Annotated in this window: 12 protein-coding genes and 1 pseudogene; 6 read left to right on the top strand and 7 right to left on the bottom strand. The window is 61.0% G+C overall.

What is annotated here, in order from left to right; translation table 11 throughout:
• The 4 genes and pseudogenes from gfo6 to G9463_RS14885 form a co-directional block, all read right to left on the bottom strand.
• A pseudogene (gene gfo6 / locus G9463_RS14900) lies at positions 1-293 on the bottom strand (D-xylose 1-dehydrogenase); the annotation flags it as partial.
• Positions 294-1,013: 720 nt separating this feature from the next.
• Positions 1,014-2,459 carry an aldehyde dehydrogenase family protein gene (locus G9463_RS14895; protein WP_165897137.1) on the bottom strand — a complete coding sequence of 482 codons (1,446 nt, stop codon included), beginning with the start codon at positions 2,457-2,459 and terminating at the stop codon, positions 1,014-1,016.
• Positions 2,460-3,218: 759 nt separating this feature from the next.
• Positions 3,219-3,392 (bottom strand): hypothetical protein, encoded by a 174-nt coding sequence (locus G9463_RS14890; protein WP_165897136.1) that lies wholly within the window; start codon positions 3,390-3,392, stop codon positions 3,219-3,221.
• Positions 3,393-3,758: 366 nt separating this feature from the next.
• Complete coding sequence (locus G9463_RS14885; RefSeq protein ID WP_165897135.1) at positions 3,759-4,715, bottom strand: M48 family metallopeptidase; 957 nt, start codon at positions 4,713-4,715, stop codon at positions 3,759-3,761.
• Between the two features lie 257 nt (positions 4,716-4,972).
• Here G9463_RS14885 and G9463_RS14880 point away from each other — a divergent pair, with 257 nt between their 5' ends.
• Positions 4,973-5,689 carry a fumarylacetoacetate hydrolase family protein gene (locus G9463_RS14880; protein WP_165897134.1) on the top strand — a complete coding sequence of 239 codons (717 nt, stop codon included), beginning with the start codon at positions 4,973-4,975 and terminating at the stop codon, positions 5,687-5,689.
• Positions 5,690-5,798: 109 nt separating this feature from the next.
• On the opposite strand, the gene G9463_RS14875 is transcribed toward G9463_RS14880, so the two are convergent.
• Together G9463_RS14875 and G9463_RS14870 are read right to left on the bottom strand one after the other, a co-directional pair.
• A complete protein-coding gene (locus G9463_RS14875) occupies positions 5,799-7,544 on the bottom strand; it encodes an excinuclease ABC subunit C (protein ID WP_165897133.1) in 1,746 nt (581 codons plus the stop codon).
• A 33-nt stretch (positions 7,545-7,577) separates the two neighbouring features.
• The gene (locus G9463_RS14870) at positions 7,578-8,204 is read right to left on the bottom strand and encodes a hypothetical protein (protein ID WP_007189669.1); all 627 of its coding nucleotides are present in this window, start codon (positions 8,202-8,204) and stop codon (positions 7,578-7,580) included.
• 137 nt (positions 8,205-8,341) lie between these two features.
• On the opposite strand from G9463_RS14870, the gene G9463_RS14865 reads away from it, so the two are divergent.
• On the top strand, positions 8,342-8,815 hold the full coding sequence (locus tag G9463_RS14865) for a hypothetical protein (RefSeq protein WP_004964832.1): 474 nt from the start codon (positions 8,342-8,344) through the stop codon (positions 8,813-8,815).
• Here G9463_RS14865 and G9463_RS14860 read toward each other — a convergent pair.
• Positions 8,781-8,939: a hypothetical protein gene (locus G9463_RS14860; protein WP_165897132.1), complete on the bottom strand. Its 159-nt coding sequence runs from the start codon at positions 8,937-8,939 to the stop codon at positions 8,781-8,783. The genes G9463_RS14865 and G9463_RS14860 overlap by 35 nt on opposite strands.
• A gap of 172 nt (positions 8,940-9,111) precedes the next feature.
• Between G9463_RS14860 and G9463_RS14855 the strand changes: the two genes are divergently transcribed.
• The 4 genes from G9463_RS14855 (at position 9,112) to G9463_RS14840 (ending at position 15,323) form a co-directional block, all read left to right on the top strand.
• The gene (locus G9463_RS14855) at positions 9,112-10,215 is read left to right on the top strand and encodes an alanine--glyoxylate aminotransferase family protein (protein ID WP_165897131.1); all 1,104 of its coding nucleotides are present in this window, start codon (positions 9,112-9,114) and stop codon (positions 10,213-10,215) included.
• Between the two features lie 187 nt (positions 10,216-10,402).
• The gene (locus tag G9463_RS14850; RefSeq protein ID WP_004964826.1) at positions 10,403-10,672 is read left to right on the top strand and encodes a HalOD1 output domain-containing protein; all 270 of its coding nucleotides are present in this window, start codon (positions 10,403-10,405) and stop codon (positions 10,670-10,672) included.
• A gap of 219 nt (positions 10,673-10,891) precedes the next feature.
• Positions 10,892-12,967 (top strand): NAD-dependent DNA ligase LigA, encoded by a 2,076-nt coding sequence (gene ligA / locus G9463_RS14845; protein WP_165897130.1) that lies wholly within the window; start codon positions 10,892-10,894, stop codon positions 12,965-12,967.
• Positions 12,968-13,124: 157 nt separating this feature from the next.
• Positions 13,125-15,323: a PAS domain S-box protein gene (locus G9463_RS14840; RefSeq protein ID WP_165897129.1), complete on the top strand. Its 2,199-nt coding sequence runs from the start codon at positions 13,125-13,127 to the stop codon at positions 15,321-15,323.
• The last annotated feature ends 59 nt before the right edge of the window (positions 15,324-15,382 follow it).

Raw genomic sequence — 15,382 nt, 5'->3', positions numbered from 1 at the left:
GTGACGATGTAGACGGCGTCGTACGCGTCGCTTGCGGCGCCGTCGTGGAACTCCTCGTACGTAATCGCGTGTTCGACTGTCTCCGAATCAGCTGCCACGTCCGCCGCTTTCTCCCGGTCGCTGCTGACCAGCACAGTCGTTTCACAGAGGTCCCCTGCGTCGACGGCGGGCATCGCCTGTTCGGTGGTCCACCAGCCGACGCCGATCATCGCAAATCGAACTGGGTTGTCGGTCGCTGTCTGTTCCTGCCAGTCTCGACGGTCGAATCCTCCCGTGAGCGCGTCAACGTTCATACCACTGTCGTCAATTGGCTGGATATTATCTTTTGTGTTGGCACGCCCACGTCAGCCCACCGTTCCAGTGTAGCGAATGAGGGTTCATATCTTAAGTAAGGACTTCCCGAAAAACGGTATAACTGTTCAGTATGGTAGAACAAGATACTAGTCTCAGCCACAGATCTTCGATACCGGTTAGTCGATAATTCGAGTGGAAAATACCGTTTTACGGGCCGCCTGTGGTCTGTCTTCGTCCACGAACTCCGGCCTTGGCATCGAGAATAACGACAGTACAACCGTTATGGAGTGCGTTCCATCATTATGAACGACCATCCGTGAGCGGAGCACCGCGGTTCGTTTGACAGGGACCGATTTGAAACTCCGTTCCACTTGTTGTGTTCACTATGGAAAGAACGGACGCTATGACTGCCGACGACGAAACGGCGCTGTGCCCAACCGAATAGCGGTCTCGTTTCTCGCCACACTCAGGCGGGTCCAGCTATGGCAGTAGCGGCAGCGAATCCCCCCGGCTGTCGGGGCGCTACTAACGAGAGTGGAGCGTCTGTATGGGACAGACAGCGCCGGTGCTAGAACCGTTCCACCATCGTCGGTCGGTTGGGCTACGAGCATGACTTTGCACGCTCTGGCGGTTGACAAGAAACAGGAGGTAGCGATTAGTACCATATAGAAAATCTGTAACAAAAAACCACTTCGCGTTAGCGGCGGTGGCCGCCTCGATTAGCTGTTGCGGTACACCGTCTTGATGTAGCTGAAGAACTCCAGACCGGCGTCACCCTGCTCGCGGTAGGTGTTCGTTGAGGAGCGCTTGAGGCCGCCGAAGGGAACGTGCAGTTCCAGTCCGGTCGTCTTCTCGTTGACTTTGACCACGCCGGACTCGGACCGCTCGATGAATTCGTTTTCCTCCTCGATTCGGTCGGTTACGATGCTGGCCGAGAGGCCGTAGTCGATGTCGTTTGCAACCTCGACACCCTCATCGAAGTCGGAGACGGACATGACGGCGAGCACCGGCCCGAACACCTCTTCTTGTGCGATGCGCATATCCGGCTCAACGTCGGAGAAGACGGCCGGCGAGATGAAGTTCCCGCCGTCGTACTCCCCACTGGTGAGTTCCTCGCCGCCCGTTTCGAGGGTCGCTCCCTCCGACTGTGCGACATCGATGTACTCTAGACTCCCCGCGAGCTCGTCTTCGCTGACGTGGGGACCCATGCCGGCCCGGTCAAGCCCGTCCCCGATTTCGAGGGACTCGGCGTAGTCGACAATGGCGTCGAGGAACTCGTCGTACACGTCCTCATGGACGATAGCCCGGGAGGTCGCTGTACAGGCCTGGCCCGTCCCGCCGAAGGCGCCGGCTCCGACGATGTCAGCCGCTTTGTCCACATCGGCGCTCGGCATGACGACGGTCGGGTTCTTCCCGCCCATCTCCGCCTGTGCGCGCTTTCCGTTGCTCGTCGCCTGTTCGTAGACGTGCTCGCCGACCGAAGCACTGCCCGTGAACGACACCACGTCGACATCGTCGTGGGTGGTCAGCTGCTCGCCGACCTCGCTCCCGGGGCCACAGACCAGATTGATAGCGCCGTCCGGAATCCCGGCCTCGTCCAGCGCCTCGACGATCATCGCGCCGACGGTCGGTGCCTGCATCGCGGGCTTGATGACGACAGTGTTGCCGACCGCAAGTGCCGGTGCGATCTTCCAGGCTGGAATCGCGATGGGGTAGTTCCACGGCGTGATGAGCGCCGCAACGCCCATCGGCTCTTTTTTCGTCTGCAGCCCGGCACGGCCGCCGCTGGGCTGTTTGACGGTGCCTCCGAAGTCACGGGCCTTCTCCGCGTAGTAATAGAAGATATCAATCGCACGCTGTACCTCGCCCTCGGCTTCGCCGAGCGGCTTCCCCTCTTCGCGGGTCAGCGTCTCTGCAAGCTCGTCTTTCCGAGATTTCAGGATTTCACCGGTCTCACGCAGGATTGCACCGCGCTCCGGACCGGGCATTTCGCCCCATTCGTCTGTCGCTGCTGCCGCGGCTGCAACCGCTTCGTCCGCGTCTGCCGCCGAAGCCACCGGAACCGTGCTGACGACGTCAGTCTCGTCTGCTGGGTTTGTGACCTCCTGTGTCTCTCCGCTACCGGTCCACTCACCGTCGATATAGTTCTCATACGTCTGCGTCATACGTTTAATTCATCTCATTCCCAATACTTACGCGTTTCCCATGCTTCGCTGTGCCGCGTCGTTTGACGGTATGGAACGACCGGCTGATGTCGGTGTGTCACGGCGGCAATGCTGAATAACACGCACCGTCGCCAGTGTAACCAGCGTCGCCGGTCCAATTCAGATCTGATAACTGAATTATAATGGACTCGCAATCGAACCTCTCTAAAATAGCTACCGCTGTCAAAACAGCAAACAACACAGAATCTGTGTGTTGGCAGATCTGTCTCATCGTTCGTGACTGCTTTGCGATGTCTGTGACGCGGAGATACTGTTCTCTCGGCCTTACTGTGTTTCCCGTGACGATCGAATTCTGTTATCGTGACACTATGACTGATCGGTTACCTGACTGCTTTTGGTATATAAACCTATCCCATAGTATAACATGTCTATGTGTGTTATCGGTCTGCTGTTTACAGTCGTACTGCTGGAGCGGTCGTCGCTGGTGAAGAAATCCCCGTGATTTAATATAGCGATATTGAGTTTATCGAGTAAAACACACCGACCAGAGAATCATAGTCAACGCGCTGTAGCCCGCCTAGTTCGCCCGAAATCGGTCAAAAACCTCCTCTACCGACACTATTGAGCACTCGACTTCGATCTCGAAAATATAATATCAAGAAGACAAATATGATAGTAGAATCTGAGTTACTATTCCTATAATTTGCTATTTGGCACTACTCGGCGACACCATCGCCGTTCAGGGGATTAAACACGGGCCTACTCGTTGCCCACTCTTTCGAGCAGCGCGCCAACAACTGCGCTCTTCCGGTGTGAAAGCAGCAGATGGCAGTAAATATCGTCTTCACTGTCCGCACCACAGTTACACAGTGGACATCCGTATGTGTGGCTCTTTGCCGCCTCGGTCGCTCGCTCCGGGATGCTCGCTTGCATATGTGAGCGTATGACCCGTGCCGAACATAGCGGTTTCTAGGACAACTATGTCGCTCTCAATGCGTATATAGAGCCTCTCTCACGGCCGGACTCTCTTCGGAAGCAACACTATCCGGCGACACAGGCTCATCTTCGGTCCAGCGCCGCGATAAGTCCACAGTCTGCGGACCTATCTTGCGCACCGAACGAGACTTTCGTCGGCCATACAGGCCGCCAAAACCGACATGCTGCGAGCAGCACCTGCCGTGAAAACAATCGCTTTCTCAACTATATTAATCTTATATGCTCTCTGAATGCACCTATATGGGCATGAAATGGCTGGTTTGAATATACCATGTCGCTCCCGGCCGCCGCTCAGCGACGCAGCTACCGACGGCTGCTCGGCCGCTCGCTTGATTTCGTGAAATTACCATACTGCGCTCGGTCCTGTAGCCGCTGCATTCGCTCGTCTATCGGTGGATGCGTCGACAGGAGGCGCGAAAGCTCGTTATCCGCTTCACTGTGAACGTATACCTGTCGCAAGAGACCGGGGTCCGGCGTCGATGCCTGCTCGATCTTTGCAAGGGCCCGGGCAAGCCCAACGGGATTCCCTGTTATCTCGACTGCGCGGTCGTCGGCCGCCAACTCACGACGCCTAGAGTAGCCGAGTAGCAGTAGCGTCACGGCGAAGCCGAGACCGGCAACGACCTGTAGCGAGTACCGCTGTGCCCGACCAAGCCAGGAGCGCGACCACGACGATGGGTCGCCACGCAGCAATGCGAGCGAACGGGCGATGCCACCGGTTAGCACCACGATGGGGAACAACGCGAGGCCGATGAGTCCGACAAGCGTCTGGACGAAACTGTACGCGACAGTCTGGACCAGTGCGTCACGGGTTTCTAGATGCGCGAGTTCGTGTGCCAGAAGTCCCTCGAATTCCGCTGCGGACAACAGCCGGAACAGCCGTCTGTCGACGACGATAGTGCCAGTACCGCCACCGATGGCGAACGCGTTTGGGACTGGCAGCTCCGCCAGTAGCAACGTCGGCGTCTCGACGTTCATCTGATCGACAAGTGCATCGAGACGATGGTAGGCCTCTGGTGCACGCGCCCGCGGAAGTTCGACCGCATTGAGGGATCGCTTGAGCTGTGCCGTTGCGGCCCAGTAGTTCACGACACCGAGTGCAATCGCTGTCCCGAGAACGACTAGAGCGGCCATTAGCGGCGACGGGCGGCTGTCCCACACTGGCAGCAGTAGCAGATACCCGACGTATGCCGCCGTAAAATAGACCAGCAGCGAAAACAGGCCGACGACGGCCATGAGTAGCCGTCGGGTCACAGCCATGTTCGGCAATAGGTCGCTGCGTGAAAAAATCGCTTCGGTGGCGTCACCGCTGTTCCGTTGTTGGATGCTGATGGCAGTTCCGTAGTCCTCGGGCTATTTGATATAGCGACATTAGATTTACTCCGGCTACAGCACGCGGGTCGATACTCGGCCGGAACGGCGATAGAACAGTGCTTCAGGACTTGAAACCGGTGGTGGCTGTCGAGCGGCGCACGGTAGCCGACACGCCTTTTTCACCGCCACACAGACAATCCAGTATGCGAATCGCACGACTTCTGACCGAGGATGGGCCAGTCACCGGCGAATACGTTGACGGCGTCGTCGACGCTGACGATGGCCAGTACGTGGTCGGCCGCGATGGACGACTGCTCCCGCCGTGTGAACCGACTGCGCTGTACTGCGTCGGCCGGAACTACGCCGCTACCAATGACCAGATGGATTACGACCGCCCAGAGGAGCCGGACTTCTTCATCAAGCCTCCGACAGCGCTACTCGCCCACGAGCAGAACATCCCCTACCCGCCGTTTACTGACGAGCTGACTTACGCCGGTGAGCTCGCTGCGATTATCGGCGAACGGTGTCACAATATCGACCCGGCTGACGTTTCCGACGCGGTCAGGGGATACACGATACTGAATGATGTTGATGCGCTGGACCAGCAGGGCCGAACCGCTCGAAAGGCCTTCGATGGGTCCGGGCCGCTGGGGCCGTGGATCGAGACTGCTGTCGACCCCACCGATATCGATATGTACACCGACATCAACGACGAGCGCCGGCAGTCTGCCAACACCAGCGAGATGCTGTTCGGACCTCATGAGGTGGTCGCATACCTCTCGAAGCGGTTCACGTTCCGGCCCGGCGATGTCGTTGCGTTCGGCAGTCCGGCCAATCCAGGCACGGTTGCGCCCGATGACACAATTGAGATAACTTACGACGGCGTCGGGACGCTCCGCAACTCGGTTGTCGAACCGTAACGTCATCCGACCGCTGAAATCGTAGCGTAGCGGCTTTCTTCGACGCCTATACCCCAGAATAGCGGATTTGGGCGCTGGGCAGTGATAAACTATTATCTGCTATACAAAATCACTGTAGCCGAGTCCGAATCGTCTCCGCGGTTTGCTCGCCGATACCGTCGATAGCCGTCAGCTCTTCGTCGGAGGCCGCTCTGACGCTGTCCACGCTACCGAAGCGTCGGAGCAGTCGTTTCCGCGTTTCGGGGCCGATGCCGGGCACGTCGTCAAGCGTCGTCGACACCTCGTCACGTAGTGTCTGGTGGTACTGGACGGCAAAGCGATGGGCTTCGTCACGCACCCGCTGGAGCAAGTGGAGTTGCGGGGCGTCATCGTTCCAGTCGTACACGCGGTCGGGTGTGATGACCAGTTCCTCGTCCTTCGCGAGCGCGATGGCCGGCACGTCCCAGCCGGTCTCGGCGAGGGCGTCGCGAGCCGCCCCGAGCTGGCCGTCGCCGCCGTCGATGAGTAGCAGATCCGGATCAGGTCGGTCGTCCCGCCCTTCGACGGCACGCGTAGCCCGCCAGCGGAGGAGTTCCCGCATATTCGCGTAGTCGTCGTTTTGCTCGGTGAGCTTCTTCCGACGATAATCACTCTTCTCTGGCGTTTCGTCGACGAACGTAACGTTCGAGCCAACAGCCGACCGTCCTTGGGCGTGGCTCACATCGAAGCCCTCGATACGGCTCGGGTGGTCGATTCCCAGTGCATCGGCCAGACGACCGCTCTCGTCGTCGGTCCCACCGCGCTGGCGGGCATTCTTCAGCGCGAGGTCGACCAACGTCGCCTCCCGACCGGCCCCGGGCACGCCGAGCGTGACGCCCTCGCTCTCAAGCCACGCTTCGATGTCCGGGTCGGCAGGGGCTTCGGCACAGAGAATCCGGTCGGGGAGCTCTCGCTCGGCGTAGTACTGCGGGATAAACGCCCGGTACACGCCGGCGGTCCCTTCGCCATCCGGTGCTTCGAGTGTATGCCGGTCCCGTTCGACGAGCTTGCCGCCCTCGGCGTGGAGCCGGGCGACGATGGCGCGCTCGCCCTCGATGGCAGCCCCGAGCACGTCTGTTGTCTGATACCCCCCAGAGTCGCTGACGGCGGTATCTCCCTCTCCGTGGAGCGCCTCGACGGCCCCGAGCTTGTCCCGGAGGTTTGCGGCGCGCTCGAACTCTTGGTTCTGTGCAGCGGCCTCCATCTCGCGGCGCAACGGGTCCGCCAGAACACCGGTTTCACCCTCGAAGTACCGCGTGACCGCTTCGGCGTCCTCAGCGTAGTCGGCTTCGCCGATTTCGCCGGTACAGGGCGCGGTACAGATGCCCATTTCGTAGTCGAGACAGGGCCGGTCCCGGTTGCTGTACTTGTGGTCGGAACAGCCCCGCAGGCCGTACGCTTCCCGCAGGGCCTTCACCACTGTTTCCACCCGTCCTTTGTCGGTGAACGGCCCGTAGACGGTCGCGCCGTCCGCGGGGTCGCGCGTCACCTCGATTCGGGGGACTGGATGGTCAGTTAGCTGGACCAGCGGGTAGGATTTGTCGTCTTTCAGCCGGACGTTGTACGGCGGCCGGTGTCGCTTGATGAGGTTCGCTTCGAGCAACAGCGCCTGTGTTTCGGTGTCGGTGACGGCGAAGTCGATGGTTTCGGCCCGTTCGACCATCTTGGCGATGCGTTCGCTGCGAGGGTCGGCGTAGGAGCGCACGCGGTCGCGCAGGTCGACGGCCTTCCCGACGTAGAGGACCCGACGTGTGTCGTCCCGGCCCTGTTCGAACAGGTACACGCCGGGCTCTCGTGGCAACGACCCCGCGCGCTCTCGAACCTCGTCGGCGTCCATTAGCGCAGGGTTGGTACTCGGCGGGGTTGAACGTCACGGGAGCGGGTCGTCTGGCGCTGACTGGGGCGCACTTCCGGCATCAGCAGGCGGAGCCTCCGGAACGATGGCAGCTTCGATCCGGTCGACGACGCTCTCGTCGTCTGGTGCAGTCAGCTCGACATCGTCGCCACCGGCGACACGCACGACAAGCAGGCGGTCGCGGCTCCAGAGGTAGACGCCGAGGACGACGGCGGCAAAGGCCAGCGCGAGGCCGCCGAACAGCCGCATCAGGTCGTCTAACTGGGCCATCAACGTCAGCATCGTCTGGAGCATTCCCAACATTCCGCCGATGCCGACGGCGCTCGCGGCCCCGCCGCTGTCCAGTGAGACGTTGCCGACGAGGCTATCGAGGCTTACGGTCATCCCGGCGGCTACCAGCACGATACCGACGACCAGCGCCTTCACGCCGAGTTCGAGGAACGACCAGTCGCCACTCGTGGTGACGTCGACGCCCTCGACGTTGGGGCGGTCGACCTGCCGATAGTTCGACCCCTCACGGTCCGGGGTGAACACGAGGACGCGGTGGCTCGTCACGACGACGCCACCACGGTCCAGCCGAACGTCCGCTTCGATCACCTCGCCGTCGTACAGGAGGCTCTCGGCCCGTGCGACCCAATCCATACATCCCGTTTACCGCGGACACGTGTATATTCTCCCCCCGTAACCGCTAACTGTGCGCCCTCGAACATGACAGTATGACCGCCGATCCCCGCTGCCCTCACTGCTCGGAGAAAGTCAGTGCGACCGCGACGTGGTGTATGCACTGTGGTCGGGACTTCGATAGCCCGGTCGACGCCGGAACCGGGACGACAGTTCTCGATGCCGGCGGCAGTCAGACCACGTCGGACCTCGAAGCGGCGCTCAACGCCGGTGACCTCGACGGTATCCAGAACGCGCTCACCCGGAGCGACAACGGGCCGACAATCGTCGGCGTCGTCCTCGCCGGTATCGCCCTGTTCACCCTCCCACTCGTCTCGCCGCCGGGCGCTGCGCTGTATCTCCTCGTCGTCGCCGGCGTTGGAGCAATCGCCGCGACACAGTCGACGTTCGACGCGGCGCTCAGAACCGGCGGGAAGGCACTCGCGCTCGCGCCCTTCCTGCTGGTGTTTATCGACGTGTTCCTCGGATATCTGTTCAGCGGCATGGTAGCGACCAGTGCGACGGTTCTGGTTGGTCCGGCGATTTATGCCGGGCTGGTCATGTACGGTATCCGCTGGTATCGTCGTCGCTGAGCGGGCTGCGCTGGCTCAGTTGCGAGTCGGCATGCATCTCGACCAGCGTGTCGGCGACTTGCTCGACCGCTTTCTCGGCGACGGCCGCTCGCTGGACATCTGTGAGCGGGGTGTAGCGGCCCATGGTCGAATGTGGTTATTCAGCTGATAAATACTTCGTGGAAGGTACAACCGCCATCTGTGTCTTTTCCTCGTGAGCGGTCCGCTCTTCTCAGGCCGCACGCCGGTTCGCTTCGCCCGGTATCAAAACTACCATGCCCCCCCGATTCGAGAGTGTACCTACTACAGGTGGTTCTGTGACCGAAAAACGCGAATACAAAGACGATTATCAGGACAAGACGCTGTATCTCCCGGGGCCGACAGAGGTGCGCGAGGACGTTATCGAGGCGATGGCCGAGCCGATGTTCGGCCACCGGATGGACCGGATGACGGACCTCTACACCACCATCGTCGAGGACACGAAGGAGTTCCTCGGCACCGAAAACGACGTTATCGTGCTCACGGCGTCTGGGACGGAGTTCTGGGAGTCGACGACGCTCAATCTGGTCGAGGACAGCATGCTCGTGCCGACCTCCGGCGCGTTCAGCGAGCGGCAGGCCAACGTCGCCGAACGCCTCGGCAAAGACGTCGACCGCATCGAATACGACTGGGGCATGGCGGTCAAACCCGACGATATCCGCGACGCGCTGGAATCCGGCGACTATGACGCCGTCGGGGCCGTGATGAACGAGACCTCGACCGGCGTCCGGAACCCCATTGAGGAAATCGGCGACGTGGTCGCAGAGTACCCGGACACCTACTTCATCGTCGACGCCATTTCCTGCCTCGGCGGCGACCAGATCGACATTGAAGACCACGGCATTGACGCCATCTTTACGTCCACGCAGAAGGCCTTCGCCATGCCGCCCGGGCTGGCCGTCTGTGCCGTCAGCGACGCTGCCTACGAGCGCGAACTGGAGAAAGAGTCGGCGTCGTGGTACGGCGGCTTCCAGCGCTGTCTGGACTACTACGACCGGAAGGGCCAGACCCACTCCACGCCGGCAACTCCGCTCATGCTTGCCTACCGCAAGCAGATGAAGCATATGCTTGATGAGACCCACGACGCCCGTGACCAGCGCCATCAGGAGATGGCCGAGTACACGCGCGAGTGGGCCCGCGAGCACTTCGACCTCTATCCCGAGGAAGGCTACGAGTCCCAGACGGTGACCTGCATCGAGAACACGCAGGACATCAACGTTGCCGAGACGGTCGAAGCCGTCTCCGAGGAGTACGACATGGTGTTCTCCAGCGGCTACGGCGATATCAGCGAGGAGAGTTTCCGTATCGGACACATGGGCGAACACACCGTTGAGAGTATCAAAGAGCTAACCGACGCAATCGAAGACGTGGCCGATCTGTAGCTCAGGCGAAAACCGGCGAAGGACGGGACTACGTGTCGATTTAGGAGCGTTCGCAGCCACAAGTTGGTGTTTTCACAGTTTGATAATGCTGGGAAGACTATATTACTGTTTGCTACTTTGCTATAGGTAGACGAACCATATGAGTAAAAGCAACAGGCGGAGTAGGGACAGCGACACCTCAACACCGATGAATGTGACCAGAAAACAGTTCGACTGGAGCGAGACGCGGCCGAGCGCGGCAGTGACTGAGTACATCTCCGCCATGACCGGCCGAGAACAGACTGACTTCGCACCGCTGTACGAGACTATCGACCCTGAGGCGCTCGATTCGCTCGTTGACTCATCAGGCCGCTCGACACCTGTCAGTATCTCGTTTGAATATGCCGGTCACTCGGTCACTGTCCGAAGCGACGGGGAACTTGTCATCAAGGCTCCCAGTTCCAGTATTGGCCGATAACTACAGTTTCTATGGCCGTTACACTCTTCTCTGCCGCTTTTCTCAGCCTCTCCGAGTAGTTCAACTGCTAAGTCTGTCTCTGGAGTGTCGTTTCGATGGTTCTGGCCGGTCTGTCGGTCTGCCACAATACGTGTCCCCGCTTGACACGAAGTGCCTTTTGCCGGCTCTGAGATACGGAGCAGAGCCGTTTTTGTACACGAGACGTAACACTTCTTCAGTATGACCACTGCCGAGGATGTCGCCGGGAACCCCTATATTTCAGACCCGCGGACTGACTTCGAGTCCGTTGAGGATATGGACGCCGAGACCGCCCGCGAGCAAGCCGACCAGTTGCGCGAGGCGCTCCGCTATCACGACTACCGGTACTACGTCGAGAACGACCCAGTCATCGGTGACCGGGCTTACGACGCGCTGTTCTCCCGGCTTCAGAGACTTGAATCGGCGTTCGATCTTGACACTGACGGCAGTCCGACCCGGCGCGTTGGCGGCGAGCCACTGGACGAGCTCCCCGATGTCGAACATGTCGCCCGGATGGGCTCTATCGATCAGGGCGGCGAGGAAGCGGACGTACGGGAGTTCGACAGCCGAGTCCGCAATGGCCTCGACGGCGACGTGCAGTACTTCTGCGAACCAAAGTTCGACGGCCTCTCTGTCGAGATTGTCTACGAGGACGGCGTCTACCAGCGAGCCGCGACGCGTGGCGACGGCGAGGTCGGCGAGGACGTGACCGAGAACGTCCGGACCATCTCCAGCGTCCCACAGCGACTCCGCGGTGACTACCCCGACTTCCTGGCTGTCCGGGGCGAGGTGTACATCCCACGGGACGCTTTCACGGCGTTCAACCGCGAGCGCGTTGAGCGCGGCGAGGACCCCTTTGCGAACCCCCGCAACGCCGCCGCCGGGACGCTCCGCCAGCTCGACCCGTCGGTGACCGCAGAGCGCCCGCTGTCGATATTCTTCTTCGGCGTCCTCGACGCCTCGGTCGACTTCGAGAGCCACAGCGAGCTGCACGAGCGGTTCCCCGAGTGGGGACTCCGGGTCTGTGACCGGACTGCCGTCGTTGACGACATCGACGCCGCCATCGACTACCGAAACGAGCAGCAGCAGGCCCGCGACGACCTCGATTACGAAATCGACGGCGTCGTCATCAAGGTCGACGACATGGACGCCTGCGACGACCTCGGGTCGACCGCCCGCGCCCCACGGTGGGCCTTCGCCTACAAGTTTCCGGCCCGCAAGGAGGAGACGACGGTGCGGGACATCGTCGTGCAGGTCGGCCGGACCGGACGGCTCACCCCGGTCGCGCTCATGGACCCCGTCGAGGTCGGCGGCGTCACCGTCTCCCGTGCCTCGCTGCACAACCCGTCGCTCATCGCTGACCTCGGCGTCGACGTGGGCGACCGCGTCCGCATCAAGCGGGCCGGCGACGTCATCCCGGATGTCGTCGAAGTGCTCGACGACGACGGCGACGGCCATTTCGAGTTCCCGGAGACCTGTCCGGCCTGTGACAGCCCCGTCGAACACGACGGCCCGATGGCGTTCTGCACCGGTGGCCTCACCTGCCCCGCCCAGCGCGAGCGCAGCGTCGAGCACTACGCCAGCCGCGACGCACTGGATATCGAAGGCGTCGGCGAGAAGGCCGTCCAGCAACTCCTCGACGCCGGTCTTGTCTCGGACCCCGCGGACCTGTACGACCTCACCGTCGAGGACCTCACCGGTCTGGAGGGCTGGGGCGAGACCAGCGCCCGGAACCTCGTTGATGGGATGGACAGCGCTCGGAAGCCGCCACTTGCGGATTTCCTCGTCGCGCTGGGTATCCCCGAAGTCGGGACTGTCACGGCCCGAAACCTCGCACAGGAGTTCGGCACGTTCGAGGCGATACTCGACGCTGCCGACGAGGGCGACACCGACGCCTTCGAGGCCGTGCCTGACGTTGGTCAGACCGTCGCCCGCTCTATCGTAGAGTTCTTCGAGGGTGAGGGGAACCGCGCCGTCATCGACCGCTTGCTCGACCACGTCGAGCCACAGGCCGCCGAGGAGACGGGTGGTGACGCGCTGGATGGGCAAACGTTCGTTTTCACTGGGTCACTCGACGGCTACACCCGCGGCGAGGCGCAGGAACTGGTTGAGCGCAACGGTGGGTCAGCGACGAGCAGCGTCTCCGGCAACACAGACTATCTGGTGCTTGGCGACAACCCCGGCCAGCGAAAACAGGACGATGCAGCCGAACACGGCGTCGAGACGCTCACCGAGGACGAGTTCGAAGAACTACTGGACGACGCTGGTGTGCTGTGAGAGGCGGGTCGAACGGTCCCGAGTGAGCCGCTGTCGGCCTAGCGATAGCTTCGGACGTACGCTCGGACCAATCAGTCACGCTATCATCCGTCTCGTGTCCGGTCCGTTGTTGACCCTATCTATTTTGTTCGCGTATTGTTATAGTATTTCGAAGACTATGGACTTCGCCGCTGAGACAGTCCGCGTTCTTCACGTCGACGACAATCCGGACCTCGTGGACGTGACGGCGACGGTGCTCGAACACGAGGACGGCCGATTGTGTGTCGAGACCGCGACAAGTGTCGATGCGGCGATGGAGCGGCTCTCCGTCGAGCGCTTCGACTGTATCGTCTCGGACTACGACATGCCAGACCAGAACGGAATCGAGTTCCTCGAAGCCGTTCGTGAGGGCCACGGTGACCTCCCATTCATCCTCTATACCGGGAAAGGCTCCGAAGAAATCGCGAGCGACGCGATCTCTGCTGGCGTGACCGACTACCTCCAGAAGGGGTCAGGCACCGAGCAGTACAAACTGCTCGCGAACCGGATTTGCAACGCCGTCGACGCGAGCAGGTCCCGGCGAGAGCTTGACGAGCGAACCCGGCGATTGGAGTCGCTCATCAGCAGCCTTCCGGGGATGGCCTATCGCCGTCTCAACACACCAGGCTGGCAGATGGAAACCGTCGAGGGCGAGATCGAATCTCTCACCGGCTACACGGCTGCAGACTTTGAAACTGGGGAGACAGCCTGGGCCGACGACGTGCTCCATCCGGAGGACCGCGACCGGATCTGGGAGACGGTCCAAGACGCGCTCGCGGCCCAGGGTGAGTTCGAGGTGACCTATCGGATTATCACTGCCGACGGCACCAAGAAGTGGATGTGGGAACACGGACACCGAGTTCCGGGGCCAGCGGACGAACCGGACATACTTGAGGGGTTCATTACGGATATCACCGACCTCCGGGAGCGAGAGCGCAAACTGGAGCGATACAAGCGGATGGTAAACACGATGCCGGAATCGGCCTGCATCTATGACACAGAGGGGCGGTTCGACCTCGTCAACCAGTATCTAGCCTCGTTCTACGGAACGACAAGAGACGAACTGGAGGGGGAATCGAGTAGCCTCCTGCCGAAGATCCGGAGCGAGTACGAGGGAGACCCGTATCAGGACCTAATCGACGGTGAACGCGACGAACTCCATGGGGAGGTGAGCGGCGAGTTCCCCGGGCATGGATACGAGGTGCTGGAGTACCGGCTCACGCCGCTTGTGATCGACGGGACGGTTGAGGGCGTGGTCGGTGTCACCCGCGAAGTGACTGAACAGCGGAAACACGAGATGGAAATCGCCAGACAGCGGTCGATTCTCAAAGCACAGCAAGAGGCAGTGATCGACGGGATACTCGTCGTCGATGAAGACGATACCATCGTCTCTTACAACGAGCGGTTCGTCGACATGTGGGATATCCCACGGGACATTGTCGAACGTGGCGACGAGGAAATCGCCTTGGAGTGGGCAATGGAACAGGTCGCCGAACCAGAGGCGTTTCGCGTGGATGTCGAGGCACTGTATGAACACCCCGAGACGACCGCCAGAGACGAACTCGAACTCGCCGACGGTCGCGTCTTTGACCGCTATACGGCACCCGTCGTCGCTGAAGACGGGACGCGGTTTGGCCGACTGTGGGCCTTCCGAGACATCACGGACCAGACCGAGCAAAAACGGGAGTTGGCCCGACAAAACGAGCGCCTCGAAGAGTTCATTCGTGTTGTCTCTCACGACCTTCAAAATCCGCTACAGGTGGCTCGCAGCCGACTGATGCTCGCTCACGAGGAGTGTGACAGTGCGCATCTGGACTCCCTCGATAATGCGCTCCAGCGGATGAACGACATCGCCGACGACGTCCTCAGGCTGGCCCGAGAGGGAGTCGATATTGGAGTGACAGAGCCCGTCGATCTCCGGGAGATGTCCGACGCCGCCTGGACAATCGTCGCGGACGGCGACGAAGCCGCAGAGCTACGGTATGCGGCCGACGAGAACCGTGAGTGGATCGTCGAGGCCGACAGCGACCGACTGTCTGGCCTGTTCGAGAACCTCTTCGGGAATGCGATCGAACACGGCGGCCCAGGTGTAACCGTTTCGGTCGGGCTCCTCGACGACAGAACAGGGTTCTACGTGTCCGACGACGGCCCGGGTATTCCCATCGACAAAGGCGAGAAGGTGTTCGAGGCAGGTTACTCGACTGCCGAGGACGGGACCGGCTTCGGGCTCCGGATCGCCAGACAGATCGCCGAGGTCCACGGCTGGGAGATCCACGTCACCGACAGTGAAGACGGGGGCGCTCGGTTCGAAATCACTGGTGTCGAGTTTTCCGAGTGACGAATCCGTTGTGACGCTATGGTACTCCCTGTCGGAGCCGTTGTGAACCAACACGCGTC

This window comes from Haloarcula sp. JP-Z28 (assembly GCF_011440255.1).
Taxonomy (GTDB): Archaea; Halobacteriota; Halobacteria; order Halobacteriales; family Haloarculaceae; genus Haloarcula; species Haloarcula marismortui.
The sequence above is the reverse complement of the archived record's forward strand: the minus strand, read 5'-3'. Positions and strand labels throughout refer to the sequence as shown.